The sequence below is a fragment of the Myxococcus sp. AS-1-15 genome, assembly GCF_020037055.1.
GTDB classification, from domain to species: Bacteria; Myxococcota; Myxococcia; order Myxococcales; family Myxococcaceae; genus Myxococcus; species Myxococcus fulvus.
On the sequence record NZ_JAIQDF010000018.1, the window covers coordinates 100,932 to 125,892 of the forward strand.

A 24,961-nucleotide genomic window follows, 5' to 3' on the forward strand; every position below is an offset into this window, starting at 1 on the left:
CCTCGGCTCCGTCATGACTCGCCCCATGTCCTCCTCTTCGTTCTTTCAGACGCCGTTCGTCGTGGGTACCCGCGCGGCGGGGCTGTTGTTGTGTGGGCTCTCCGCGTGGCTCGGTGGGTGGGCCTGGCTCGGCTTCGCGGTGGGCGCGCTGAGCTTGTTGCGCGTGCCTCGGCGGGGGCTGCTCGTGGAGCTGGCGGTCGCCTCGGCGTTGTTGTGGCTGGTGATGCCCGCGTGGCCTCCGCTGGTGGCCGCCGCCTTGATGCTGCTGGTGATTCCGCTCGCGCCCGAGTCGGGGGCGCTGAGGCTCAACGGCCTGGACCGGTACTTCTACCTGCAGGATGGCCCTGGCTCGCGGATGAACTCGCACCACTTCGTGGACACGGCCACGCCGCTGGAGCGCGAGTCGCTGGAGCGCGCGGTCGCGGCGGTGTTGAGCGAGCTCCCGTTGGCGCGCTCGTTCGTGCGTGAGGCGACGCTGGGCGTGGCGAGGTTCGTCGCCCGTCGTCCCTGGGTGGAGCCTTCGCGGCTGCTGTGCTGGTCCGACGCGCCGGTGGAGGCGGAGGACTCACGCCTGCTGGATGCGCCCATGGACTTGAGGAGGCTGCCGCCGTGGCGGGTGATTCATGCGCCACGGCCCGAAGGGGGTTACCGGCTGTGCCTCACGGTGCACCACTGCGCGGTCGACGGCGAGGGTGGGTTGCTGATGCTGGACCTGCTCGTGCGTCGATACAACGAGCTGCGCGCGGGGCGGCCCCTGTCGCCGCGGCTTCCCGTGCATGGGGGACAGCGGCTGCGGGAGCTGTTGCGGCCTCGGGGCTTCGCGGGGATGTGGAGGCTGGTGCGCCGTCACTTCTCCATGGGGGACACGGACAAGGGGGCCTCCGCGGTGCTCGCCGATGACGCGGCCGCGCGGCCCACGCACACGCGGCACCACCTGCTGCGGATTCCGGCGGACACGTGGCGGCGACTCAAGGCGGTCTCCACGGCGGAGGGCGTGAGCCGCAATGACCTGCTGGTGGGCGCGGTCTTCCGGGCCGCCAGCGCGCTGCGCCGCGAGCGGGGCCAGGCGGAGCTGCGCTTCAGGACCTTCGTTCCCACGAACCTGCGGAGCGCGTTGGGGGTGCCGTCTGGTTTGGGGAATTACCTGGGGATGTTGCAGGTGGTGGCGAGCCCCGAGGACCTGCGCTCACCCGCGCTGGAGAAGACGCTCTCGGAGTCCATCCGGAAGCTGAGGGAGCCGGACGAGGCCGTGAGCTTCATGGTGAACATGGGGCTGCTGACGCTGATGCCCCCGGGGATGTTCCGGGCGGGGCTTCGGAGCAACGACGCGGACCCCTCCGCGTTCAACTACTCGCTGCTCGTGAGTACCATCCGGCAGCCCGAGGAGCTGGCCCTGCCCGAAGGTGTCGAGACGGAGCGGGTGCTGGTGCGTGGCTCCCTGACGGGTCGACCCTGCTTCGGCGTCGTCATCATCCACTCGGGGGGCGAGGTGCACGGCGTGCTCGAGTACCTCTCACCGACGGTCCGCGACGAGACGGCACGTGAGTTCGCCGAGCGCTGGGTGGCGGAGGTGGAGCGGATGGCGGTGGGCCCTGGTGTCACGGCGGCGGTGGGCTGACATGAGCGACACGGCGTGGGCGTGGCTGTTCCCGGGGCAGGGCTCCCAGAAGGTGGGGATGGGGCGGAAGATGCTGGAGCGCTCCGTCGCGGCCCGGCGGGTGTTCGAGGAGGCCTCGGACGCCATCGGCGAGGACCTGAAGCGGCTGTGCCTGGAGGGGCCGTTCGAGCGGCTGACAGCGACCGAGAACGCGCAGCCCGCCATCGTGACGGTGAGCGTGGCGTGCCTGGCGGAGCTGGAGGAGCGGGGGCTGAGGCCCTCGGTGGTGGTGGGGCACAGCGTGGGGGAGTTCTCCGCGCTGGTGGCGGCGGGGTGCCTGCCGTTGACCGCGGCCGTTCGCGCGGTGCGCAAGCGTGGGCAGTTGATGGCGAGCGTGACGACGCCGGGCGGGATGCTGGCCGTGATGGGGCTGGACGGGGTGAGGCTGGCGGAGCTGTGTCACGACGCGGCGAGAGAGGGCGTGGTGGTGATGGCCATCCACAACAGCCCGAGGCAGTTCGTGTTGTCCGGGGACCGGAGTGTCCTGGAGCGGTTCAAGGACGTGGCCCTGTCGGCGGGGGCGACGGAGTGCGTGTTGTTGGACGTGAGCCATGCGTTCCACTCGCCGCTGATGGGGCAGGTGGAGGAGGCGTGGAAGTCCGTGGTGGCGGGCCTGCAACTCCGGATGCCTCGATGTCCCGTGCTGCTCAACACGACCGCGAAGCCGGTGAAGACGCTGGTCTGCATCCGGCGCTCGCTGCTGACCCAAATCACGGGGCCGGTGCTGTGGACGCAGTGCATGCAGGCGCTCGTCGAGCAGGGCGTGACACGCGTGCTGGAGGTGGGGGACAGCAAGGTCGTCTCGTCCCTCGCCCGGAGGACGGCGCCGACGCTCCAGACGCTGACGTTCCTGGAGCCGAACGTCCTGGCTCAGCTCGACGCCTGAGCCACGAAGGACGCCAGCGCGTCCTCGAACCGGGGTGTGGCCTCCAGGAAGGGCACATGGCCCACCCCGGGCAGCCAGGTCCCCTGTTCCGAGCGGGAGCACGCCAGCACCACCTCGCGGCTCATGGCGGGGAGCACCACCTGGTCCAGCTCTCCGTGGAGCGTGGCCACCGGTCGACGGCAGCGCTCGAGCTCCACGGAGTAGTCCTCCGCCCGGGACAGCAGCGCGCGTCGGACATTCACCGGCACGCGCTGCATGGCTCGCACGCTCGCGTCGACCCGAGCCGCGTCGAGCTTGCCCGCCGCGCACGCCTCGACGAAGGCCCTCGCGGAGCTTTCATAGGTCGCGCCGTCCTCCGACATCAGTCCCCGCGCGTTGGCCATCATCCCCGGCCCGAACAGCGCGCGCGCCGGCTTGCCCGTCTTGAGCGACGCCGCCACGAAAAACAGACCGCCCAGCGCCTCGTCGCCGTGACGCCGCAGGTAGTCGCCGACGACGACACCGCCGTAGGACCAGGCCACGACCACGGGCCGTACCAACCCGAGCTGCTGGATGACCGCTTCGAGATCCCCAGCGAAGTGGACCCCGTCCACATAGGGGCCATCGCCCTCGGGCTTGTCGGAGTCCCCGTGCCCTCGCAGGTCGATGGCGACCAGGCGATGACGCTCCGCCAGCCGCCCCCGCAGCACCTCGTCCCAGCTCCCACGGCCCTGGGCGAGCCCGTGCACGAAGAGGATGCTCGGCGCACCCGATGCCGGGCCCGACTCATCCACCGCGAGCCGAACCCCTCCTGAACCCTCGACGAAGCGCGTGCGTACCATGTGCCTCCGGCCAGTACGCGCGGCCGCGCCTGGCGTCAATCCCTCGCGCGAGGCCGCCGGGTTTTTGTCGGCAAAGTCTTCTGGGCCGGAACGGACACCGCGCGCAGCCCGGGGTGGCTCGCGAGCACCCGCTCGGTCGTCTTGGCGATGTGCTCCGTCAAGAGCGCGCACGCCCGCTCCGCGTCCCGGTCCAGCGTGGCCTTCACCAGGGCGGCGTGCTCGTCCTCCACGTTCCGTCCCGCCTTGCCATGGGCCAGGGAGAGGCGCCGGTAGCGCTCCGTCTGGTCGAACAGCATCGCGTGGAACTTCAGCAGCCAGGGCGACTGGCAGGCGCTCAGCAGCGTCGCGTGGAAGCGCGCATGCTCGAGCTCCCAGGTGTCATCCAGCACGCCGCTGCCAGACGCCGGAGCGCGGCGCTGCAGCCGATGGAGCGCCGCTGTCACCTCTCCCTCCCAGGTGATGTCCCCCTGGGCGATGGCGCCCCGCAGCGCGAGCGTCTCGATCTGCTGCCGCGTCCGCGTCAGGTCCAACAGGTCCGCCCGCGAGATGGGCGCCACCCGGAAGCCACGCTGGTCCTCGATGGTGACCAGCCCCTCCGAGGCCAGTCGGCAACACGCCTCGCGCAGCGGCGTGCGCCCCACGCCATAGCGCGGCGCCAGGTGCTCCAGCCTCAGCTTCTCTCCCGGCGCGAGGCCACCTTGCAGGATGTCCGCTCGCAACCGGTCCACCACGGTCGATGCGAGCGTGGGTTCCGACACGGGAACCCGGATGCGGGACGGGGCGGCCATCGATTTCCTCACGGACAGGCGACCTATACGTCACGCCGCGGATTTGACACAAGGTGTCAAGCTGGATGCAAAACGCATTTTGTCGACAATCGGTTGAGCGAGGCCTCCCATCTGGCTAGCCTTGCGCTCGCACGAGGGAGACCGGCGACCATGCGGATTGCATCGATTCTGGTGAAGGGGGAGCCCGCGCTGGGTGTGCGCACGCCCCGGGGAATGCTCAACGCGACGGCGCTCGACGCGGGGGTCGGCACCTCGCTGCGAGGGCTGCTCGAGCGGGGGCCGGACGTGCTGGCGGACCTGGCCCGGCACGTCGCGAGAGCGCCGGTGCTCCCCGACGAGGAGTTCACCTATCGGCCGCTCGTCCCGGAGCCGAGCAAGTTCCTGTGCCTGGGGCTCAACTACGTCGCCCACGCGGCGGAGGCCACGTACGAGGCCCCGAAGCACCCGGTGGTCTTCTCCCGCGTGGCCTCGGGCCTGCTGGGCCACGGCGAGCCGATGGTGGTGCCCACCTGTTCGAGCCAGCTCGACTACGAGGCGGAGCTGGCGGTGGTGGTGGGGCGCCCGGGGCGGCACATCCCCAAGGAGCGCGCGCTCGAGTGGGTCGCGGGCTACACGCTCTTCAACGACGGCTCGATTCGCGACTACCAGAAGCGCACCCACCAGTGGACCGTGGGCAAGAACTTCGACGCCACCGGCCCGCTGGGGCCCGAGCTCGTCACCCCCGACGAGCTGCCCGCGGGCGCGCGGGGCCTGCGCATCCAGATGCGCGTCAACGGCGAGGTCCTCCAGGACGCGAGCACGTCGGACATGATCTTCGACGTCGCCACCGTCCTCGCGGACCTCTCCGTGGCCATGACGCTCCAGCCTGGCGACGTCATCGCCATGGGCACGCCGAGCGGGGTGGGCGCCGCGCGCAACCCTCCTCGCTTCCTGCGCGAGGGTGACGTGTGTGAGGTCATCGTCGAAGGCGTGGGCGTGCTCAAGAACCCCGTCGTCCGCGCGCCGTGAGCTCGAGTCGTTGAGGACCAACCCCTGGGAGGACCCATGTCCACGCAAGCGAAGCTGCCGAGCCGTCTTCACCACACGGCCTATGTGACCAAGGACCTGGAGGCGACGCGGAGGTTCTACGAGGACCTGATTGGACTTCCACTCGTGGCGACCTGGTGCGAGTCGGACGAGCTGTTCGGCGCCATGCGCACCTACTGTCACACCTTCTTCGAGCTCGCGGACGGCAGCGCGCTCGCGTTCTTCCAGTTCGAGAAGCCCGAGGACCAGCAGCTCTTCGGGCCGGAGATTCCGTCCTCGCCGTTCCACCACATCGCGCTGAACGTCGACGTGGAGACGCAGCAGGGCATCGAGCAGCGCCTGCGCGCCGCGGGCTACAAGGAGCCGGACACGTATGTGCTCGAGCATGGCTATTGCCGCTCGCTGTACGTGAAGGACCCCAACGGGATGATCGTCGAGTTCACCCACGACAGCCCCCAGGCCATCACCCAGGACCTGCTCCAGGCGCGCCGCGCGAAGGCCCACCAGGAGCTGAAGCGCTGGCTGTCCGGGGACCGCACGTCCAACAACGTGTTCCGGTGAGCCTGCTCACGCTGTCGTTCGACAACGGGCCCGACCCCGTGGTGACGCCCCGGGTGCTCGACCTGCTGGCGTCGCACGCCATCCCCGCGTGGTTCTTCGTGCTGGGCAAGCACCTGGGGACGGACGAGGGACGCCGGCTCGTGGTCCGCGCGCGGGACGAGGGCCACCGGGTGGGCAACCACTCCTTCTCGCACGCCACGTCGCTCGGCGAGGACACCCGTTCTGACGCGGTGGAGGCGGAGATCGCCGCCACGGACGCGCTGCTCTCGCCCCTGGTCTCCACGGCGAAGTGGTTCCGTCCGTTCGGCGGCGGCGGCAAGCTGGGGCCGCACCTGCTGAGCCCTCGCGCCGTCGAGCACCTGGTCCGTCACCAGTACACGTGCGCGCTCTGGAACAGCGTGCCCGGGGACTGGTTGGATGCGAAGGGCTGGCCCGAGAAGGCGCTCGAGGACTGCGCCGCGAGACCTCACACGCTGATGGTGTTGCACGACATCCCGGAGGCCTGTCTGGACGGGCTCGACGGGTTCCTCCACCGGGCCCGGGAGCGAGGCGTGCGGTTCACCCAGGAGTGTCCCCCGGAGTGTCTGCCCATCGTCGACGGACGAATCGTGCGGGACCTCACGGGGCTCGTCGCGGGCGGCTGAGCCGTCGCGCGTGGCGTCACGAGGGCGCCGGGACGCGGGCACCTTCGAGCACGACCTTCAGTCCACACGGCTCGTTCCGGCTGAAGTCCAGGGTGAGGTGGGCGCGCTGACACAGCTCGCGGGCAATGGCGACCCCCAGCCCGCTGCCGCGTGGGTCCCGCTCCCGGGCACCGCTCGCCCGGAACAACCGCTCGCCGAGCCGCCCCAGGTCCTCGGGGGGCACGCCCGGGCCGTCATCCAACACGGTGAGGCGGAAGCGCTCCGGGGCCGGCTCCTCGAGCACGGCCACCACGTGGCCGCCCGGCGTGCCGTGGGCGATGGCGTTGTGGACCAGGTTGCTCACCGCCTGCTCCAGCATCGTCGGATGGCAGCGCGCCCACAGCTCGTGGTCCGGGCGGGCGACCTCCAGCGTGAGCTGCTTGCGGCGGGCCAGCAGCGACAGTCGGCGCGCCACGCGCTCCACCAGCATCCCCAGCGCCGCGCGAGGCTCGCCGTCCAGTGGATCCACGCCCTCGCCCAGCTGGCAGGCCAGCCGCAGGTTGTCGACCAGGGCGGTGAGATAGACGGTGTCCTCGAGGCCGCGCACCAGCAGCTCGGGCAGCTCCTCCGCGGGTGCGCTCGACGCCAGCTCCAGGGCGAGCTGCAGCGACGCGATGGGCGTCTTCAGGTCATGCGCCACGTTCGACAGGAAGCGCTCCAAGGCCTGCTGCTGTCCCAGGATGCGCGCCGCATCCGATTGGACCCGCGCCTGGGCCACGTCCAGGACGCGTGACAAGTCTCCCAGCTCGTCGCGCGCGGCGTCGTTCGTGGAGGCGTAGGCCTTGCCGCCCAGGCCGCTGGCCGCCGCGTGGAGCCGCCGGACGCGCTTGAGCAGCGGGGAGATGACGGCGAACGTGGAGGCCGCGGCCAGCAGCGCGGTGAAGGTGATGGCGGCGAGCATGAACCAGAGCGCGCCGCTCATCCGGCTGGCCACCACGGGCCACCGGTACTCCAGCACGCTGCAGGGCCCCGACGCCGCGGCGCGAATCAGGATGCTCCCGGCCCACACACCTCCCTCGAGGCGCGGGTAGTGGAGCGACATCGGCTGGGACTCGCCCGCGGCGAGCCGCTCCACGAGCGCCGGGTCCGGTCCCCCACGCTCGAGGAGCCTGTCCGCGTCGAACGCGCGCACCTGGAGCCCCTGGGGAAAGGTGTGGCTCCATCCCTGGGTCGCGGCGCGACAGGCCTCGCCATGGGCCTGCATCATGGCCTCGGAGAAGAGGCGAGCGCTGCCCTGGGCCGCCAGCTCCGCCGTCTTGTTGAACGTGACGTACGCCGCCGACAGCGTGGCGAGCAGGCCCAACAGCAGCGACGCGATGGCGGTCCTCCAGGCCAGCCCCTGCCACATCTTCAAGGCGCGTCCTCCAGGTCGAAGCGGTAGCCGATGCCCCAGGCGGTGCGCAGCCGCGCGCCGGCGGGGCCCAGCTTCTTGCGGATGCGCGCCACGTGGGAGTCCACCGTCCGCGCGTCCCGCTCCTCGTTGAGGGGCAGGGCCTGGTCGGCGATCTGCTCACGGGTGAGCGCGCGGCCGGGGCGCTCGACCAGGTACAAGAGCACGTCCAGCTCGTGGCGCGTCAACGGCACCAGCCCCTGGTCCTCCCGACTGACGGAGCGCGCATCCAGGTCGACGCGCACGTCCGCCCACGTCAGCACCCGGCGCGCGTTCGTGTCCGGCAGCCGCAGCCGGGCGCGGATGCGCGCGAGCAGCTCCTCCATCCAGAAGGGCTTGGCCAGGTAGTCCGCGGCGCCCAGTCCGAACGAGCGCAGCCGCGCCTCCAGCTCCTGCCTCGCGGACAGGACGATGATGGGGACATGGAGCCGGTGGTGCCAGGCCTCGAGCAGCGCGAAGCCGTCGGGGCCCGGCAGGTTCAGGTCCAGCACCACCAGCGCGGGAGGCTCCTTCAGCGCGGCCTCCAGCGCCAGGTAGCCGTCGGTGGCGAGTGTCACCTGGAAGCCCGCGAGCTTGAGCCCGCGGACGATGCCCGCGGCGATGGGAGGGTCGTCCTCCACGACCAGGATGGGGCCTTGCGAATCCATGGGGACGACCTCCGTGCCCGAAGCACGAGCCTAGCCGGCCAGGGCCTTGGGCATGGAGCCCTCCGCCTTCGTCACCTGGAAGGTGACGCTGCCCTGGGACGCGCCCCGGCTGTTCTCCACGACGATGGCCCCCGACGTGCCGCCGGAGGGCACCAGGAAGGTGAGCTGGGTGTCGCTCACCACCTGGTAGCGCTCGACGGCGGCGCCATCCAGCCGCACCCCCGTCGTCCCGGTGAAGTGGGCGCCCTCCACCGTCACCTGCGTGCCCATGGGACCGGAGCCCGGCGTCGCGCGGGTGAGGGTGGCGACCGCGGAGGCGTCCACCTGGAAGCTCTGCACCGAGTGCGCCGCGCCCCGCGAGGTGACGACCTGGATGGGCCCCTGCACCGCGCCGGAGGGCACCGTGGCCGTCAGCGCGGTGTCACCCTGCACGGTGAAGGACGCGGGCATGGCCGAGTCCCCGAAGCTGACCCGCTGCACGTCCGTGAAGCCGCCTCCCTGGATGCGCACCTGCGCTCCGACCTCTCCATTCGGCGGCGTGAAGCCGTCCACCCACACGACCTTGGGGACGGTGAAGGACTGGGAGGAACTCCCCGTGCCCGCGGCGTTGGTGACGCTGATGGGGCCCGTCGTCGTGTCCGCGTCGATGACGGCCACCAGCTCCGTGTCGCTGTTCACCTCGAAGGTGCGCGCCGGGGTGTCGCCGATGCAGACGCCGCTCGTCGCCGTGAAGCCCCTGCCGGTGACGGTCACCTTCGTCCCCGGGCCGCCCGTGTCCGGTGTGAAGCCGGTGACGACGGGCTTCACGTTCGTGCTCACGCTGAACGTGCTCTTCGTGGCTGCCTTGCCACCGGGCGTCGTCACGAACACGTCGCCCGTGAGCGCGCCGGACGGCACGGTGGCCGTGAGCTTCGTGTTGCCCTGCACCGTGAAGGCCGCCTGCGCCGAGGAGGCGCTGCCGAAGCGCACCTCGGTGGCGCTCCCCAGGTTCGTCCCCGTCAGGACCACCTGCGTGCCCACCGGGCCCGACGGTGGGGCGAACTGGCTGAGGGTGGGCGGCGCCACGAAGGTGAAGGCCATCGGCGAGTAGCCATCCGCCTTCGTGTTGGTGACGTGCAGGGGGCCGCTCACCGCCTTGTTGGGCACGTACGCGGTGAGCTCGGTGTCGCTCAGCACCTCGAAGAGGGGGGCGGCGACGCCTCCGAAGGCCACGCCCGTCGTGCCGGTGAAGCCGGAGCCGGTGATGGTGACGGCCGTGCCCCGGCCGCCGGTGAGCGGAGAGAACGTGGTGAGGACGGGGGGCGCGACGCTGAGCACCTGGAAGTCGTCCTTCGAGGCGCCGATGCCCGCCGGCGTCTCCACGGACACGGGGCCGCTGCCCGTTCCGGAGGGCGAGGTGACGGTGATGCTCGTGTCGCCGAGCGAGACGATGGGCACCTGCACCCCGGGCGTGCCGATGTGCACCGCCGTGGCCCCCGCGAAGCCGGAGCCGTGCAGGGTGATGGGGGTGCCGGGCGTGCCCTTGGTTGGCGAGAAGCTGTCGACGCTCGGCGCGGACAGGACGTTGAACGCGCTGGAGGAGACCCCCGTGCCCCGGCTGTTGGTGACGCGCAGGGGGCCGGAGGTGGTCCGGCTCCCCAGGACCGCGACGAGGTGGTGGTCATCCAGGACGGTGAAGGACGCCGCGGGCGCGCCGTTGAACGTCACGTCCGTGGTGCCGGTGAAGCCCGCGCCCGTCACGGTGACCTCGGTGCCCGGGGTGCCGGCGGTGGGCGTGAAGGCGGTGAGGGCGGGCACCTGGCTTCCCTTGACGACGAAGCCGTCCTGCGTCGCCGTGCCGCCAGGCGTCGACACGGTGATGGGGCCGCTGACGGCGCCCGGGGGCACGGTGATGATGAGCTGGTCATCCGACACGAGCGTGAAGGACGCGAGGATGTCCTCGTGGAAGTACACGCTCTTGGTGGACAGCAGGCCCGTGCCGTAGAGCTTCACGGCGTCGCCCTGCTGGCCGCTCGGGGGGCCCACGGAGCTGAGCGTCGGGGGCGCGGCCACCGTGAAGGGCGCGGCGCTCACGGCGGTGCCCTGGGCCGTCGTGAGCTGGATGGGGCCCGTGGTGGTTCCGTCCGCGACGCGGGCCACCACCTGGCGGTCGCTCCAGCAGCGGAAGTAATCGGCGGGCGTCCCGTTGAAGCTCACCTCGAGCGTGTTGGAGAGCCCCGTGCCGGTGAGCGTCACCTGGGTGCCCGAGGCGCCCTCGTCGGGGCTGAACCCGGTGAGGACGGGGGCGGACGCGGCCTTCGGCGTGGCGCCGCGCGAGGCGCCCTTGTTCGCGGGCGTGAGCTGTCCATAGAGATACACGCCGTTGTCGAACGCGACCCGCTGGAGTGACAGCGATTGCCCCTTCGAGCCCGTGTCGACGAAGCCATCCGCGTCGTCGAGCGCGTCCTGGAGCTTGGACATCACATACATGACGATGCCCATGTACACGGCGACGATGAGGGCCGCGACGACGCCGACGAGCGGCAGGGCCAGGAGCATCTCGAACTTCTGGACCGTGGGGTCGCTCGAGTCCGGGGCGTAGCTCACCTCGGGGTCCAGGATGTCGTAGTAGAGCTTCCCCACGCCATCCTTCTGCCGCACCGTCAGGGTGACGGTGCCCGTGAGCTGGATGGCCATGTGGAAGGCGGTGGCCTTCATCACCAGGGCCAGGCCCTTGTCCGTGAAGCCGAGGGTGAAGGCCTTCAGGTGGATGCTCTGCCCCTTCGCGTGGAGGGTGACGGGCTGGGTGAGCGAGAGCACCGGAGGGCTCCCCTTCACCTGGAAGTCCGACTCCGGCACCTTCATGGCCTTGGCCAGCGCGGGAATCATCTCCTGGAGCAGGAATGTGTCATCGACCAGGATGGCGAGGTTCTGCGTCGGGGACGTGGTGAAGGTGGGCGTGGAGGGGAAGGGCGTCGGCGCGGGCCAGCCCGGCGGGAGCGCGTGGTCGCTCATCATCAGGGCGATGAGGTCCGGGGCGTCGCCCGCCGTCAGGGAGAAGGTCATCGTCGTGGGCGCGCGCGGCGGGGGCTTCACCGCGCCGGTCGCCTTGCCCTGGGTGATGGCCGCCTGGAGCTGACCGAGCACCGCCGTCTCGATGAGGGCGGAGACGCCGGACTTCGGGCTCATGGTGACGGTGAAGGTGTGCTCCGGGTCGAGGAACCAGAGGGTGTTCCAGGCCTTGGCGTCGTCCTCGTCCCCCGAGTCCGCCGTCGTCACGCACGTGGCGCCGCCCTGCAGGGTGGCCACGCCCTGGTCGACCTGGTTGACGGCCTGGCCGTCGTCGAAGGTCCACACGCCCACGAGGCCTGGCTGGGGGAGGGGGAGGGTGGCGTTCATCGCTTGCTGGAGCTGCGCGGCGGTGCGCGCGAGCGTCCAGAGCCGCACGGAGGCCACCTCGCCGTCCAGGCCCTGGCCGATGCACAGGCTCTGCCCGTTCGTCCGCGGCTGCGAGGACAGCGTCGCGGTGCCCTTGGACTGTCCGTCCACGTAGAAGGTGATGACCTGGGCGGCGAGGGACACGGCCACGAAGTGCCAGTGGCCATCATCCAGCGTCGCGGCGGAGCCGGGGGCGACGCAGGTCTGGCCTCCCCAGGTCACCACGGGCCTGCCGCCATTGATTCCCACCGAGAGGCCCGCGTCGGGCACGGACACCAGCGTCTGCGCCTGCGTCGCCTGGGTTCGCACCCACACCTCCACGGTCAGCGCGTTGCTGTCGAGCGTCCAGGGGGCCTTGGCCCTGGCGTCACAACCCGCCAGGCCGTTCGTGGCGAGGTAGGACGTCGGATAGACGCACCCCATGGCGAGGCTCGCCAGCCGGACGCCGACGCTCAGCGTCCCGTCGACGGCCTGCCGGGCCACGGTGCCCGTGCAGGGGACGCTGAAGACGACCGAGTCCGTCTGGCTGTCGAGCGCGACGGACAGCTGCTGGAGCCCCACCGTCACCGAGCCCTGCTGCAAGGTGACCGTCGGGTCCTGCGCGCCCGCGGCGAAATTGGCCGCCATCGTCGTCAGCAGCGAGGCATCGACGTTGACCGCGGTGTTCCACCCCTGATTGACATCCTTCATGACCATCTCCCCCTGCATGGCGCCCCAAGCGCCAATCCGAGTGGGGGCAGGATGCGGGGAGGATGTGGAGGAAGTGTGGAGCGGCCCCGGACGCGCGAGCGAGCCCGGGGCCTTCGGTCCTCCGGCCGCGGGGGACTACGGGTGCGGGTTGCTGCTCCAGCAGACGGCGTAGGCATCACGTCCGCAGAAGTTGTTCGCGTAGGCGTTGCAGTCGCCGTACGCGACGGTCTGCGTGGCCCACATCCACTCGCTGGTGCTGCGGCAGCGCCACGAACAGGTGCGGCCGCCTTGCGCCCAGCCGGCACAGTTGGCGGTCCAGGACGCGCTCACCTCGCCCGGGACGCGGTCCTTCGTCATCACGACGGAGGCCGGGTCCGGCAGCGAGGAGGCTTCGGTCGCCTCCTCCGGAGGGGCGCCGCACGCGGCGAGGAACATCGCGGAGGTCAGCGCCAGCAACAGGGGATTCGTCGGCTTCTTCATGGGAGGGATTCCGGGGGTGAGGGAAGCAGGCTCAGGGGATGCTCCAGCAGACGCTGTACGGCTCGCGGCCGCAGTCGCGCCGCGCCACGTCCTCACACTGACCCCACGCGACGTCGTTGTAGCCGTACCAGTGACGCCAGTCGTTGGCCGTGCACTTGAACGTGCAGTGCCGCGCCCCATTGGCGTACCCCTCACAGATGCCCTGCTCCGTCTCACCGAGCGTGCCCTCGGCGTCCGTCAGCTCCTCCGGCGCGCCGCCGCACGCCGCCAACATCCCTCCAAACGCCAGACCGATGATGAGTGACTTCATCTTCACGGGTGATTGTCCTTGGTGTGTGTGCCGGCGAGATGGCCGGCCTCTGGAATGTATTGGGCAGGCCTGACGTCGAGCAAATACCCGTGGGGTGCTTGCTACCCATCCCTTCCTGAAGGCAGGGAAGATGAACGGCATATTCCCGCCTGGGCGTATTGTTGATGTCTGATGAAGGTTTTGCTGTCTTGGATGCGTTTTCTGGTTTATGGCAAAGAGAGCTCATTGCTAGGGATGCGGTCGAGCCTGGCGTGTCCCGGGTAGGCAGCGCATCTCCGTCGTCGAGCAATCAAGGGACGATCATGTTCAAGAAGACAGCAGCTCTCGCTGTGACCTGTGGCGCATTGTTGGTCGGTTGCGGCACGGAACCGAGGGCGGAGCACCAGGAGATCTTCTCCAACCTCATCGAAGCTGGCTTTCCGACCAACGACATCCGAATCGTTGACGGTGCCGTGTATGTGGGAGGTGATGCCCACGTCACGCTGGAGGCGTCGCGCGAGATGCTCCGGCCTTCCGAAGGGAGCGAGGAGCAGTACCGCACGAGCAACCTCGTTGGTATGGGCGTGACGAAGATCTGCGTCAACCCAACCGCCACCTTCAACAGTTATCCCAGACTGAGCCAGGGGTTGGACCAGGCCCTCATCAGCTTCAATGCGCGGGGTCTGCGCATCACCTTCGCGCGTGGGCCGAGCACTGGCTGCACCGCGAACATCACGGCGCAGACCACTTCGGGCGCTGGCGGCTCCGCCGGCTTTCCCTCGGGTGGCCAACCCTACGGAGTCATCAACATCGGCGTCGGTCTGAACAGTGCCAGCGCGGGCCTGAACAAGCACGTCATCATGCACGAGCTGGGCCATACGGTTGGCTTCCGCCACTCGGACTATTACAACCGCAGCATCAGCTGTGGCTCCGGTGGCAACGAGGAGGCTGGGAGCGATGGCGCCATCCACCTCCCTGGGACGCCAACCACGGCGATCGTGGGCGGGTCCGTCATGAATTCCTGTGGTGGCCCGACTGCGGGCAACGAGTGGACGGCCTCCGACATCGCCGCGCTGAATCACCTCTATGGGTACCGTCGGGTGGGCCCTGGGGCCGCGAGGATGGTGCCGGCTGGCGGATTCTCTTCGGACTACTGGGCGGATGCGTCCACGCACTTCCTGCCGGGCGACTTCAATGGCGACGGCAAGGGTGACTTCATCGCCATCCACGCCAATGGCGTGACGTATGGAAACACCTTCCTCTCGAATGGTGATGGTACCTTCCGGCGCGTGGCCTCCGGTGGGTTCTCCTCGGACTACTGGTCGGATGGGGCCACGCGCTTCCTTCCGGGCGACTTCAATGGTGACGGCAAGGGGGACTTCATCGCCATCCACGCCAATGGCGTGACGTATGGCAACACGTTCCTCTCGAACGCAGATGGCACCTTCCGGCGCGTGGCCTCCGGTGGGTTCTCCTCGAACTACTGGTCGGATGGGGCCACGCGCTTCCTTCCGGGCGACTTCAATGGCGACGGCAAGGGGGACTTCGTCGCCATCCACGCCAACGGCGTGACGTATGGCAACACCTTCCTCTCGAACGCAGATGGCACCTTCCGACGCGTGGTGTCCGGCGGGTTCACCTCGAACTACTCGTCGGATGGGGCCACGCGCTTCCTGCCGGGCGACTTCAACGGCGACGGCAAGGTGGACTTCATCGCCATCCATGCACGCGGCGGTACCTACGCCAACACCTTCCTCGCGAACGGTGACGGCACCTTCCGGCTCGTCGTTTCCGGTGGCTTCTCCTCCGACTACTGGGCGGATGGCGCCACGCCGTTCCTTCCGGGCGACTTCAATGGTGATGGAAAGGTGGACTTCATCGCCATCCACCCGGGCGGCGTCACCCACGCCAACACGTTCCTCTCGAACGGAGATGGCACCTTCAGACGGGTGGTCTCCGGCGGGTTTTCCTCCGACTACTCGGCGGATGGTGCCACGCCGTTCCTTCCAGGTGACTTCGATGGTGACGGCAAGGTGGACTTCATCGCCATCCATCCGGCCGGTAGCTCCCACGCCAATACCTTCCTCTCCAACGGTGATGGCACCTTCACGCGCGTGTCATCCGGCGGGTTCACGGCGGACTATTGGGCGGAGTCGTCCACGCGCTTCCTGCTGGGCAACTTCAATGGTGACGGCAAGATGGATTTCATCGCCATCCACCCTCGCGTCGGCACCTACGCTGACACGTTCCTGATGTACTGACGTGACGCCGGCGAGATCGCGGAGGGGATTTCGCCACCGAGTCCGAGGCGTCGCGGCTGAAGCAGGCGCTCCTCGACCTCCGCCGGCGGGCCATCTCGGACCTGGTGTCGTTCCACGACGGGGTGCACGCGACGCAGGGTGACGGGACATCCATCGCCTGTCCGGAGGGCTTCTCGCCGTGGAAGGAGGAGCTCCTCCTGACGCTCCTGCCCACGCGCCTCCAGGGATTCTCGCGCGTCGAGGTCCTCCTGGGGCTCTACGCCGCTGAAGTCACACCCGGACGACCGCCAGGGGCTTGCCGGCTGCCGGCCTCAGTTCACCGGAGCGTCGGCCAGGGTGTCCGCCAGCCGCGCGCCCTCGGTGTTCAGCAGGCACTTCGCGAACAGGTAGAAGCGGTAGGCGTCCCGGAAGTTCGAGCCCAGCCCGAACGAGACGCGGATGGCGCCGCAGTTGCCCTTGTTGAGGATCTTGTCGTCGAAGGTCTTGCAGTCGAGGATCTTCTCCGTCTTGTCGAGCTCGCAGTGCTCCGCGCCGGCGGTGGTGTACGTGGCCTGCTGCACCGCGCCCAGGTTGCAGAAGCACCCGTTGCGCACGGTGATGCCGAAGGACTCGGCGGCCCGCTTGACCAGGGCGTGCGGGAAGACGGCGTTGTAGCAGTCGAAGAAGTTCAGCATGACCGTCGCCCCCTTGTGCTCGGGCGGCGGGCCGTAGATGCGGCAGAGCGGGGCCTGGGCCTTGATGTCGTGCCGCAGCTCCAACAGCCGCGTCTCCAGCCACCTGGCCAGCGCCGTCGACCGCGCGCGGAGCTCATCCAGTCCGAGCCGGGAGAGGAACTCGAACCCCTGGGCGATGGCGTGGAAGGACGCGTAGTTGGGCGTGCCGACCTCGAACCGCTTCCCGTCGTCACGGTGCAGCAGCCGGTCCGTGGGAGACCACGGGCCCGAGTAGTAGCACACCGCGCCGCCCGCGAAGGACGGCGGGGTCAGCTTGCGAAGCGAGGAGCGCCTGGCGATGAGGCACCCGGTCCCCGTCGGATGGCCGAACATCTTGTAGAACGAGACCGCGACGAAGTCCGGGTGATGCACCGAGCAGTCCAGCCGGGACTGGGGGACGAGCGCCGCCGCGTCGCACAGCACCATCGCGCCCTTCTCCTGCGCGAGCGGAATCCACTTCAAGTCATGCCTGGCGCCCGTGGCGTTGGACTGCGCCGGGTACGCGAGCAGATGCGGGTGCCCCGGGGCGAGCTTCTCGAGCGAGCGCCGCATCGAGCTGTCCAGAATCAAGAGCTCCTTGTCCAGCGGGATGTACTTCACCGAGGCGCCCTTGGACTTCGCGTACTCGCGCAGGCCGTGGACCGAGGTGTGGTTGTCCTTGGTGAGCAGGACCTCCGAGCCGCTCTCGAAGGGGAACGACTCCGCCACCAGGCGGATGGCGCCGCTGGCGTTGGGGGTGAAGATGATCTCGTATTCCTCCGGCGCACAGCGGAAGAACCGATAGATCTCCGCGCGGGCCTTCTCGAAGGCCGCGTCGGAGGACTTCGAGCCGGTGTGCGGGTTGCCGAGGATGGTGCTCTTGAGCACCTGATAGTCCTGCGTCAGGAGGCTCTCCGGGGCGAGCGTGCCGCCCACGTGGTCCAGGTACGCCTCCTGGAGGGCATCCAGGCGCGAGAACTCGGTGTCGCGCAGCGCCTCGACCTCGGCCTCGGGGTAGGTCGGGTGCTCGGCCAGGAAGGCGGCCTTCATCGCGTGGTAGGGGCGCAGCAGCTGGGCCTCCGCGAGCGGGAGCGGCCTGTCCGCGGGGCTCTCGACGAACTGGGGCGGCAGCTGTCGGAACGCGCTCAAGGCCGAGAAGTCGGGCCGGGGACTGGGGGCCACGGACTCCTTGCAGGCCTGGTCCACCTGGCCGCGCAGGAGCCAGGCCTTGACCTGGTAGTTCCGGGTGGGGACCTGCTCGTGGAACTCCCGGAGCATCGTGTCCAGGTACCCCTCCCGGGTGAGGGTGTCGCACTGGTTGAACTCCTCCAGGAGGATGCAGGCGTTGAAGAGGAACTCGCGGGTGTCCGGGTCGTCCAGATGGAAGGACAGGGGACATGAGGTCGCGACCTCGCTGACGCCCCGACAGAGCCCCTCGAGGGAGAAGGCGTGGGTGATGGCGGAGGGGTCGGTCAGGCTGAGGGCCGCGTCCATGATGGCCGAGGGCGTCCCGAAGTGCTTCTGGGATTGCCGCCGGGCCAGGTCGAACAGCTCGTTGTAGTGGAAGACGGTGCCGTAGAGCTTCCCGCCCGGACGCAGCACCCGCTTGAACTCCCGGGCGACGCGGGCCTTGTCCGGCGGGAACATCAGTCCGAAGCCGCAGACGATGATGTCGAAGCTGTTGTCCGCGAAGGGCATGTCCGCCATGTCCACGTCGGCGTGGAAGACGACGTCCCGTCGGAGCTCCTCACTGACCACCTTCCTCGCCATGTCGATGGCGATCTTCGACAGGTCCGTGGCGACCAGCCGCAAGCCCAGCGGCCGGGCCAGGTCCTCGTAGAGGTGGGTGGTGATGCGGCCCGTCCCACACGCGACCTCCAGGATGCTCGTCGGGGGAGCGTCCGGACGGATGTCCTTGCGAATCTCCCGGACGAGCAGCTCTCCATAGGGTTTGAAGAGCCGGGGGCCCAGGACACGCTCGTAGAACTCCATGAACGTGCTCAGGGACCACTTCTGCTCCGACACGGTCTTGCAGTGGTGCGGCGCGGTGCTGTGCATTGCGGGCTCCCAATGGCAGCCGGGGCGCGTGGCCGCCTTGTTGTGTTTGTATCTCATTGGGGTCCGGAAGGGTCAATGTCTGGCGGCGATGGTGGTGTGATGCCTCAGGGGATTGGTGGTATCCCCGGGGTGGGCTGTCTTCGGGGTGGCCCGCATGGATGTCATTGTGCGGGCCAGGAGCCCGCACAGTCAGGGCGTCGGCCGCAGTCTCGCCCGCAGTCGCGCGGTCTTCTGTCCGGTCCATCCCTGGGGGCGAAGCAATGCCAGCCATCCGTCGACGTGCTCGCCCGTATAGACGTGTCCGTAGCCGGGCGGCACGGCCATCCCCAGCGGCAGGTCGGCCGTCACCTGCCAGAACGTGACGAAGGGCAGCCACACCATCGCGTCCACGACGTCGTCACCGCGGGGCTCGCGCAGCCAGTCCGGCCGTCGCAAGAGCAATCGGGGGCTCCACCAGGTGATGGGGTCCGAGGGGTGCAGCAGATAGAGCACCCGGGCGTCTGCCCAGGGCGCCATGGCGGGGGGAATCTCTTCCCCGGGGCGCCGGCTGAAGCGGACGATGCGGCCCTCGCGGTAGATGGGCTCCACCTCGGGGCTGCCGGCGTCGCGCTGGTCGGTGAACTCGCGGTACAGCGTGTTGAACTGGGGTGGGCCGACGAAGAGCGCGCCGTGGGTGCGATTGGCCAGGTCCCGCTCGCCGCTGAAGGCCGTCTCCCCGCCGTACGAGCCCAGGCTCTCCCCGAACACGAACAGCTTGGGGCGCCGGTCCTCGGGGAGCCGGGACCAGCGCTCGTAGACGGCGTCGAAGAGGGCCCGTCCCGCCTCGCGCGCCCGCTCCTGGTCCACCAGGACGGAGAGCCATGACCACAGATGCGAGTACTGCATGGAGACGATGGCCGAGTCGCCACCAGTCAGGAACTCGAAGGCCTCGACGGACTCGGGCACCACCCAGCCGCTGCCCGTCGTCGTCACGACCAGCAGGAAGTCGCGCTCGAAGCCGCCCGCGCGCTCCAGGTCACGGACGGCGAGCTCGGCGCGGCGCTCCGCATCCGGGGCGGACGCATGACCGGCATACACCCGGATGGGCTCCTTCGCGGGGGCACCATGGAACGCGGACAGTTCCTCCACCGAGGGGCCCTGGGCCACGAAGCTGCGGCCCTGGCGGCCCAGCGTCTCCCAGGGCACGAGGGAGTCGGGGCTCCCGGAGCGCAGCGGGCTTCGTGGAGCCGACACACCCTCGGCGGTCGTCGTGTCCTGGAGGGCCAGGGCGCGGTCCGCCAGGGAGATGAGCCCGTCCCACAGCACGCCGCTGAGGACCAGGAAGGTGAGCGTCGCCACCGCGAACCCGCTCGTCGCCCGGGCCGCGCGGGGGCCGATGTGGCGCGACAGGCGCGTGTTCAGTCGATGGGAGAGCGCGCGCAGCCCTCGGCCCGCACCGATGAGCAGGAGGAAGAGGAGCGCGGCGATGAAGGGCGCGAACAGGTAGCCCGCCCGGCACGGGTGGGGCATCCCCATCCGCTCCCGGATGCTCGCCTGCCAATGCCAGCCCAGCACCAGGGATGCGGCCAGGGCCACGGCCGCCACCCCGAGGAACCCTCGCCAGGCCCGGGCGCTGGGTGTGCGCGGAGGTCGGTTGGCGAACTCCCGCCAGAGCCAGGCACCCGCCACCCCGAGCCCGTAGCCGATGACCGCGCTGATGCCGCTGACGAGCCCCTGGAAGGGGCCGCCGCGAGGCAGGAGCGAGGGGGTGAATGACAGACACGCGAACACCAGCGCGACCCACGCACCAGGCAGCGTGAAGTGGCGCCACCAGGCCATGGCCCGACTCCGGTGCCACCCCCCACGCGCGGATGCTGCTCGCGCGGGGCTTCCGATGAGGCGCTCCATGTGACCCCCGAAAGACAGACTCGCCCTGCTCGTCCCTGGGAAAGGGTAGGCGCGGAGGGCGCGGCCCACAGCGTGCGCTCGCCGCTCCTGCCCGGCGCGATGGATGGGGCGGGCGAGCCTCCGTGCACGCGCCCGCCGCGTCCCGGTGGCCCGATGCGCCTCGGGTCAGGCCGAGCGCAGCGCCTGGAGCGCGACCTCCCCCACCTGGAGGTCCTTTCTCAGCCACTGCGCCAGCGCCTCCGCCTGCTCCTGTCGGGTATGGCCGCACACGGCTTCCTGTCGCGCCGTGCCGTCGGCGGTGGCGACTTCGAGCGTGACGCGGTAGCGCGTCTTGTTCTTCGCGGACACCTGAGACTCGACACGCAGCGACAGCACGTCGTTCCACCGGACGTCGAGCCGCGCCTTGCGTCCCAGGATGGGCGGCAGCGAGAGCCACCGCTCCCGGCGGTGGAGGCGGACCTCGTAGTGGCCGGCCTTCTTCCGGGCGTGGAGGTAGCGCCCGACGAGCAGCCCGCACGCGAAGACGACGACCCAGGCCGCCACGCCCGCGGCCAGGGGTGGGTTGACGCCCGCGAGGGTGCTCGTGAGCACGACGCAGAGCAGGGCGGAGGTCGCCATGGTGATGGCCGCCGAGGTGGCCGTGTCGGGTGCGTCGAGCACCACGCACTCGCTGCCGTCCTCCCGTGTGAAGGGTGACAGCAGCGGCGGCTCCGGCTTGAAGGACCCCACCACCAGCTTCAGCAGCCAGAGCGCCACCAGGTTGAAGGGAAGCAGTATCAGGAGCACGACCAGCTCCGTGCCCCCGAGACCCGCCTGGAGGACCGCCTCCGAGGGGTCGCCCGGCGCGTGGTGCACGGTGACGCGAGCCCCGACGGGGTACCGGGCGACCAGCGCCTGGGCTTCCTCGAGGTCCCCCGAGCGCGAGGTCATGATGCGGTACTTGTGGCCCTCGTGCTGTCGTCCGTCGACGGAGTACGTGTAGGTCAGCTCGAGGCCGTGCGTGGTGCTCTTGTTGCCGCGGACCGAGCGCACCTCGCTCGCGGTGATGGTGCCCTGCGCGGTGGGCCAGCTCGCGGACTGGGCCTGACGCCTCACGCTGGAGCCCGCCATGTAGTCGGCGAACCCGGTGATGGCCCACCACGGCAACGCGAACACGAGCAGCACGACGGCGGAGCCCACGCGAGCAAGCATGGCGCGAGTCTACTGGAGTCCTCCGGAATCAACGAAGCAGGGGGAGGCCGGCCGCCCGCGCCTGGCGACGTCTGGCGGCGGATTCCGACCGCTGGTCGGGAGCATCGCCTCCGTCCTCGTGCAGAGGTGCCACCTTGTCAGGGCTTCACGCCGTGCTCATCGCCCGTCGAACCGGAGACCCTCCATGTCCATCTCGATTCCCCGAACCTCGTACCGCGCCGCCGTCGGCCTCGCGCTCTTCGCCGTGTCCTGCCTCGTCTGGCTGAGCCTCGGTGTCGGCATCATCGGCTCTGACGGTGCGCGCGTGAACCTGCTCCATGGCGGGGTGGTGCTCATCGGCGTGGTCGGTTGCTTCATCACCCGGCTGCGCGCGGCCGGCATGGCGCGGACGCTGGTCGCGATGGCCGTCACCCAGGCCGTCATCGGCCTCGTCGCGGTGCTCGCGGGCTGGGGCTTGCCGTGGAGTCCTCCGGCCGAGGTGCTGGGGCTCACCGCGGGCTTCGTCTCGCTGTTCCTGGGGGCTGCCTGGTTGTTCCAGCGCGGCGCGGGTGGTCGCGCCGTGGCCTCGTGAGCACTCGGGGGCGCTTGCCAGGTCGCTCGACGTCGCGTCGCACGTCTGGGGGAGGTCCGGCGTGCGCCTCCAGGCCTGCTGGTGGCGCCAGAGGGTGATGGCCACCCGGCGCGCCGTGCGGTGGGCTCCGCCTGGACGAGAGCCCTGAGCCTCGGGAGGCACCATGTCGCGCCTGTTCAGGAGCCTGTGTCACCTCGGGTGGGCCGTCATGGTGTGGGTCGTGTGCGCGTGTGGCGAGAAGGCGTCGCTCGCCTCGCCGCACTGGCTGCCCGCCTTCACCGCGCCGATGCACCCGTCGGCCTCGGCCACGGTGGGGGATGAGCTCGCCGGACCGAGCTTCCGCGACCAGACGGTGCGCATGTTCGTGCGGCCCACGCTGGCGGGCCCCCGGCTGCGGCTGGTGTTGAGCAACCAGTACGGTACGCAACCCTTGCAGGTCGCGGCGGTTCGCGTCGGGTTGAGGACTCAGGGCGTCTCCATCGACCCCTCGACGGACCGGCAGGTCCGCTTCGCCGGCACGGCGTCCGTCAGCATCCCTCCGGGGAGGACGGCCACCAGCGAGCCCGTGGAGCTCGCGGTCGATGGCCTGCGGGATGTGGCGGTGTCGCTCTACTTCCTGGAGCGCTCGGGGGCCGTGTCCTGGCACCTGGAGGGCACGCGGAGCACCTATGTCTCTGGCCGTGGCGACCACGCTGGGGCCGCGAGCTTCGTGCCCGCGCTCACCACGCGCAGCCTCTACTTCCTCACCGCGCTGCACGTCGACGCCGTGGCGGATGCGTCCCTGGTCGTGGCGTTCGGCGACTCCATCACCGATGGCGTGGGGACCACGGCGGACCAGGAGCGCACCTGGCCCGCGCGCCTGTCGCAACGCCTGAGGGCGCGAGGCGGACGCGCCGTGGGCGTGCTCAACGCGGGGCTGTCGGGCAACCGGCTGTTGGAGGAGGGCTATGGCCCCAGCGGCTTGCGCCGCTTCGAGCGCGACGTGCTGACCCAGCGCGGCGTGAAGGCCGTCATCCTGCTGGAGGGAATCAACGACATCGGCCGCCCGGGGGCGGCATCCGGGGCCGAGCGCATCACCCAGGCCTACGAGCAGCTCATCCAGCGGGCGAGGGCCCGGGGCATGAAGGTGTATGGCGGGACGTTGACGCCGATGAAGGGTCATCCCTACTTCACGGCGGCGAACGAGGCCACGCGCGAGGCGGTGAACCAGTGGATTCGCACGGCGGGCCGGTTCGACGCGGTGATTGACTTCGAGGCCGTGCTGACGGACCCGGCGGACCCCGACGCGATGCGAGCGACGCTGACGGTGGACGGACTGCACCCCAACGATGCGGGCCACGCGCTCATGGCGGAGGCCGTGGACCTCCACCTGCTCGAGTGATGTGCCAGGGCATGGGAAAGTTCTCCTGTCGACGAATGCCGGACAGGCCTGACACGTCAAGTGCCCGCCCTGACGCGTCAAGTGTCTGGAGGGGGTTCGCAAATGCCTGTGTTTGCATTGGGGCCCGGCTCTGGCGTGCTGGCATGTCTTCTGCTCCGAGGGGGCTCACCACCCCCAATGGAGGAATTCCAGATGAAGGTCGTGCAGCCCATCAATCCAGGCGGCAGCTACAACATCATCCAGACGGTCTACCGGCTCTCGCGGTTCTCCGGCCTGGGGGACCAGATCGAGGACACGGCCTCCAACATCGCGCTCGCGCTGGGGCCCATCATCGACGGCGCGTTGACCCAGAATGCGCAGCAATTGGGCGTGTGGACGCGGGTGTGGGGTCCTTGTGTCTATCAAACGGACAAGGACTGCTCGGGGAAGGGCCGCGTGTCGAAGGTGGCCGACAACGTCATGTACGTGGCCTACAACGCGCAAGCGGACTGCTATGTCGTGGCGGTTGCTGGCACCAACGGGAATCGGGACACGACGTACAACTGGTACGACACGGACTGTCTGGACAACAACGTCTCGGTCACCGTGCCCTATCCGATGGGCATCACCCCGACGAACAGCACCAATCCCAGTCGTTCCAACATCGGGAACGTCTCCCAAGGGGCGGCCTGGGGGACCACGAATCTGCTGAACATGCTGGACCCGCGGACGAATCAGTCGCTGCAGACCTTCCTGGGGACGAAGGAGTCGTCCAAGTCGACGCTGGTCTTCACGGGGCACAGCCTGGGAGGCTCGCTCAGTCCGACGTTGGCTCGCTGGCTCTATCCGAGCATCTTCGATGTGAAGCGTTGGAACGACGTCTTCGTGCTGCCGACGGCCGCGCCGACGACGGGAGACCAGGGCTTCGTCAACTACTTCAGCGGGCTCTTCGTTCCGACGTACATCACCGGCATCGCGAATTATGGCTACTGGAACCAGGTCATCACGAACGTGTACGACGTGGTGCCGCATGGCTGGACCAACCTGATGAACGTCCAGCCGCACAGCGTGCAGAATGACGTCGTGTGGGATTACGTCAAGAACCAGTCCATCCAGACGCTCTACGGCCCCCTCACCGGTGTCTTCGGGCTCGACGCCAACCTCGCCTATGGGACCATCCACCCGCTGTACGAGCGGGTCCCGGACCCGAATCCCTACGTCAGGCTGCCTTCGCAGTTCTTCATGCCGTCGCCGCTGCCCGCCCAGCCGGCGGACTTCGCGGACTTCATGACGACGGTGGGGCAGCAGCACATCGACGCCTATGACGCCTTCTTCGGGGTGCCCGCCACCGTGGCCAGGCCGAAGGTGAGCCTCCTGAGCGCTTCACCCGGCGCGGGGACGAAGGAGGGCTCCGCAGCGGTGCGGAACATCGCCTGAGGTCGAGAAGGTGAGCGGCCCCCGTCGGTCAATCGGCGGGGGCCTGCTTCGAAAGCAGCGGCGCCAGCATCGTCACGCTGCGCGGCCCCAGGTCTCCACGATGACGAGCATTCGCATGAGCGGGATGTGGCCCGGTCAAGGGGGGGCGGTTGCCGTGGAGCTGGCTCGC

General features: G+C 69.6%; 19 protein-coding genes. 9 read left to right on the plus strand and 10 right to left on the minus strand.

The window, feature by feature from the left end:
• The first annotated feature begins 25 nt into the window (after positions 1–25).
• Both K8625_RS36285 and fabD read left to right on the plus strand, forming a co-directional pair.
• Positions 26–1,618 carry a hypothetical protein gene (locus tag K8625_RS36285; RefSeq protein ID WP_223785256.1) on the plus strand — a complete coding sequence of 531 codons (1,593 nt, stop codon included), beginning with the start codon at positions 26–28 and terminating at the stop codon, positions 1,616–1,618.
• A 1-nt stretch (position 1,619) separates the two neighbouring features.
• On the plus strand, positions 1,620–2,543 hold the full coding sequence (fabD, locus tag K8625_RS36290) for an ACP S-malonyltransferase (protein ID WP_223785257.1): 924 nt from the start codon (positions 1,620–1,622) through the stop codon (positions 2,541–2,543).
• On the opposite strand, the gene K8625_RS36295 is transcribed toward fabD, so the two are convergent.
• Positions 2,528–3,364: an alpha/beta fold hydrolase gene (locus K8625_RS36295; RefSeq protein WP_223785258.1), complete on the minus strand. Its 837-nt coding sequence runs from the start codon at positions 3,362–3,364 to the stop codon at positions 2,528–2,530. The two genes, fabD and K8625_RS36295, sit on opposite strands and share 16 nt — an antisense overlap.
• 35 nt (positions 3,365–3,399) lie before the next feature.
• Positions 3,400–4,152 carry a GntR family transcriptional regulator gene (locus K8625_RS36300; protein ID WP_223785259.1) on the minus strand — a complete coding sequence of 251 codons (753 nt, stop codon included), beginning with the start codon at positions 4,150–4,152 and terminating at the stop codon, positions 3,400–3,402.
• Between the two features lie 150 nt (positions 4,153–4,302).
• On the opposite strand from K8625_RS36300, the gene K8625_RS36305 reads away from it, so the two are divergent.
• Genes K8625_RS36305 through K8625_RS36315 form a run of 3 tightly spaced genes read left to right on the plus strand, consistent with a single transcriptional unit; the run spans position 4,303 to position 6,383 of the window.
• A complete protein-coding gene (locus K8625_RS36305) occupies positions 4,303–5,160 on the plus strand; it encodes a fumarylacetoacetate hydrolase family protein (protein ID WP_223785260.1) in 858 nt (285 codons plus the stop codon).
• 36 nt (positions 5,161–5,196) lie between these two features.
• Positions 5,197–5,739, plus strand: a complete 543-nt coding sequence (locus tag K8625_RS36310; protein WP_223748868.1) for a VOC family protein — start codon at positions 5,197–5,199, stop codon at positions 5,737–5,739.
• Positions 5,736–6,383 (plus strand): polysaccharide deacetylase family protein, encoded by a 648-nt coding sequence (locus K8625_RS36315; protein ID WP_223785261.1) that lies wholly within the window; start codon positions 5,736–5,738, stop codon positions 6,381–6,383. The genes K8625_RS36310 and K8625_RS36315 overlap by 4 nt, the downstream gene beginning before the upstream one ends.
• A 16-nt stretch (positions 6,384–6,399) precedes the next feature.
• Here K8625_RS36315 and K8625_RS36320 read toward each other — a convergent pair whose 3' ends face one another.
• The 5 genes from K8625_RS36320 to K8625_RS36340 form a co-directional block, all read right to left on the minus strand.
• Positions 6,400–7,770, minus strand: a complete 1,371-nt coding sequence (locus tag K8625_RS36320; RefSeq protein WP_223785314.1) for a cell wall metabolism sensor histidine kinase WalK — start codon at positions 7,768–7,770, stop codon at positions 6,400–6,402.
• A 2-nt stretch (positions 7,771–7,772) separates the two neighbouring features.
• Positions 7,773–8,459 (minus strand): response regulator transcription factor, encoded by a 687-nt coding sequence (locus tag K8625_RS36325; RefSeq protein WP_223785262.1) that lies wholly within the window; start codon positions 8,457–8,459, stop codon positions 7,773–7,775.
• A 30-nt stretch (positions 8,460–8,489) separates the two neighbouring features.
• Positions 8,490–12,566 carry an IPT/TIG domain-containing protein gene (locus tag K8625_RS36330; protein ID WP_223785263.1) on the minus strand — a complete coding sequence of 1,359 codons (4,077 nt, stop codon included), beginning with the start codon at positions 12,564–12,566 and terminating at the stop codon, positions 8,490–8,492.
• A 135-nt stretch (positions 12,567–12,701) separates the two neighbouring features.
• A complete protein-coding gene (locus K8625_RS36335; RefSeq protein WP_223748872.1) occupies positions 12,702–13,046 on the minus strand; it encodes a hypothetical protein in 345 nt (114 codons plus the stop codon).
• Between the two features lie 31 nt (positions 13,047–13,077).
• Complete coding sequence (locus K8625_RS36340) at positions 13,078–13,362, minus strand: hypothetical protein (protein ID WP_370640378.1); 285 nt, start codon at positions 13,360–13,362, stop codon at positions 13,078–13,080.
• 296 nt (positions 13,363–13,658) lie between these two features.
• Between K8625_RS36340 and K8625_RS44690 the strand changes: the two genes are divergently transcribed.
• Positions 13,659–15,596, plus strand: coding sequence for a M57 family metalloprotease (locus tag K8625_RS44690; protein ID WP_370642018.1), 1,938 nt, complete (start codon positions 13,659–13,661; stop codon positions 15,594–15,596).
• Positions 15,597–15,907: 311 nt separating this feature from the next.
• Here K8625_RS44690 and K8625_RS36355 read toward each other — a convergent pair whose 3' ends face one another.
• The 3 genes from K8625_RS36355 to K8625_RS36365 form a co-directional block, all read right to left on the minus strand.
• Positions 15,908–18,346 (minus strand): aminotransferase class V-fold PLP-dependent enzyme, encoded by a 2,439-nt coding sequence (locus K8625_RS36355; RefSeq protein WP_223748874.1) that lies wholly within the window; start codon positions 18,344–18,346, stop codon positions 15,908–15,910.
• A 189-nt stretch (positions 18,347–18,535) separates the two neighbouring features.
• On the minus strand, positions 18,536–20,164 hold the full coding sequence (locus tag K8625_RS36360) for an alpha/beta-hydrolase family protein (protein ID WP_223785264.1): 1,629 nt from the start codon (positions 20,162–20,164) through the stop codon (positions 18,536–18,538).
• A 234-nt stretch (positions 20,165–20,398) separates the two neighbouring features.
• Complete coding sequence (locus K8625_RS36365; RefSeq protein ID WP_223785265.1) at positions 20,399–21,424, minus strand: DUF3592 domain-containing protein; 1,026 nt, start codon at positions 21,422–21,424, stop codon at positions 20,399–20,401.
• Between the two features lie 184 nt (positions 21,425–21,608).
• Here K8625_RS36365 and K8625_RS36370 point away from each other — a divergent pair, with 184 nt between their 5' ends.
• From K8625_RS36370 to K8625_RS36380, 3 genes are all read left to right on the plus strand, one after another.
• Entirely contained in the window at positions 21,609–21,995 is a 387-nt protein-coding gene (locus K8625_RS36370; RefSeq protein WP_223785266.1) for a hypothetical protein, read from the plus strand.
• A gap of 163 nt (positions 21,996–22,158) precedes the next feature.
• A complete protein-coding gene (locus K8625_RS36375; RefSeq protein WP_223785267.1) occupies positions 22,159–23,376 on the plus strand; it encodes an SGNH/GDSL hydrolase family protein in 1,218 nt (405 codons plus the stop codon).
• Positions 23,377–23,568: 192 nt separating this feature from the next.
• Entirely contained in the window at positions 23,569–24,792 is a 1,224-nt protein-coding gene (locus tag K8625_RS36380) for a hypothetical protein (RefSeq protein WP_223785268.1), read from the plus strand.
• Positions 24,793–24,961: the final 169 nt, after the last annotated feature.

Excerpts from the sequence above, each read along its gene's own strand:
- K8625_RS36365 (WP_223785265.1), bottom strand. The coding sequence starts at position 21,424 with ATGCTTGCTCGCGTGGGCTCCGCCGTCGTGCTGCTCGTGTTCGCGTTG.
- K8625_RS36320 (WP_223785314.1), bottom strand. The coding sequence starts at position 7,770 with ATGTGGCAGGGGCTGGCCTGGAGGACCGCCATCGCGTCGCTGCTGTTG.
- K8625_RS36300 (WP_223785259.1), bottom strand. The coding sequence starts at position 4,152 with ATGGCCGCCCCGTCCCGCATCCGGGTTCCCGTGTCGGAACCCACGCTC.
- K8625_RS36380 (WP_223785268.1), top strand. The coding sequence starts at position 23,569 with ATGAAGGTCGTGCAGCCCATCAATCCAGGCGGCAGCTACAACATCATC.
- K8625_RS36310 (WP_223748868.1), top strand. The coding sequence starts at position 5,197 with ATGTCCACGCAAGCGAAGCTGCCGAGCCGTCTTCACCACACGGCCTAT.
- K8625_RS36330 (WP_223785263.1), bottom strand. The coding sequence starts at position 12,566 with ATGAAGGATGTCAATCAGGGGTGGAACACCGCGGTCAACGTCGATGCC.
- K8625_RS36355 (WP_223748874.1), bottom strand. The coding sequence starts at position 18,346 with ATGCACAGCACCGCGCCGCACCACTGCAAGACCGTGTCGGAGCAGAAG.
- K8625_RS36375 (WP_223785267.1), top strand. The coding sequence starts at position 22,159 with ATGTCGCGCCTGTTCAGGAGCCTGTGTCACCTCGGGTGGGCCGTCATG.
- fabD (WP_223785257.1), top strand. The coding sequence starts at position 1,620 with ATGAGCGACACGGCGTGGGCGTGGCTGTTCCCGGGGCAGGGCTCCCAG.
- K8625_RS44690 (WP_370642018.1), top strand. The coding sequence starts at position 13,659 with ATGTTCAAGAAGACAGCAGCTCTCGCTGTGACCTGTGGCGCATTGTTG.
- K8625_RS36360 (WP_223785264.1), bottom strand. The coding sequence starts at position 20,164 with ATGGCCTGGTGGCGCCACTTCACGCTGCCTGGTGCGTGGGTCGCGCTG.
- K8625_RS36335 (WP_223748872.1), bottom strand. The coding sequence starts at position 13,046 with ATGAAGAAGCCGACGAATCCCCTGTTGCTGGCGCTGACCTCCGCGATG.
- K8625_RS36295 (WP_223785258.1), bottom strand. The coding sequence starts at position 3,364 with ATGGTACGCACGCGCTTCGTCGAGGGTTCAGGAGGGGTTCGGCTCGCG.
- K8625_RS36370 (WP_223785266.1), top strand. The coding sequence starts at position 21,609 with ATGTCCATCTCGATTCCCCGAACCTCGTACCGCGCCGCCGTCGGCCTC.
- K8625_RS36325 (WP_223785262.1), bottom strand. The coding sequence starts at position 8,459 with ATGGATTCGCAAGGCCCCATCCTGGTCGTGGAGGACGACCCTCCCATC.
- K8625_RS36305 (WP_223785260.1), top strand. The coding sequence starts at position 4,303 with ATGCGGATTGCATCGATTCTGGTGAAGGGGGAGCCCGCGCTGGGTGTG.
- K8625_RS36285 (WP_223785256.1), top strand. The coding sequence starts at position 26 with ATGTCCTCCTCTTCGTTCTTTCAGACGCCGTTCGTCGTGGGTACCCGC.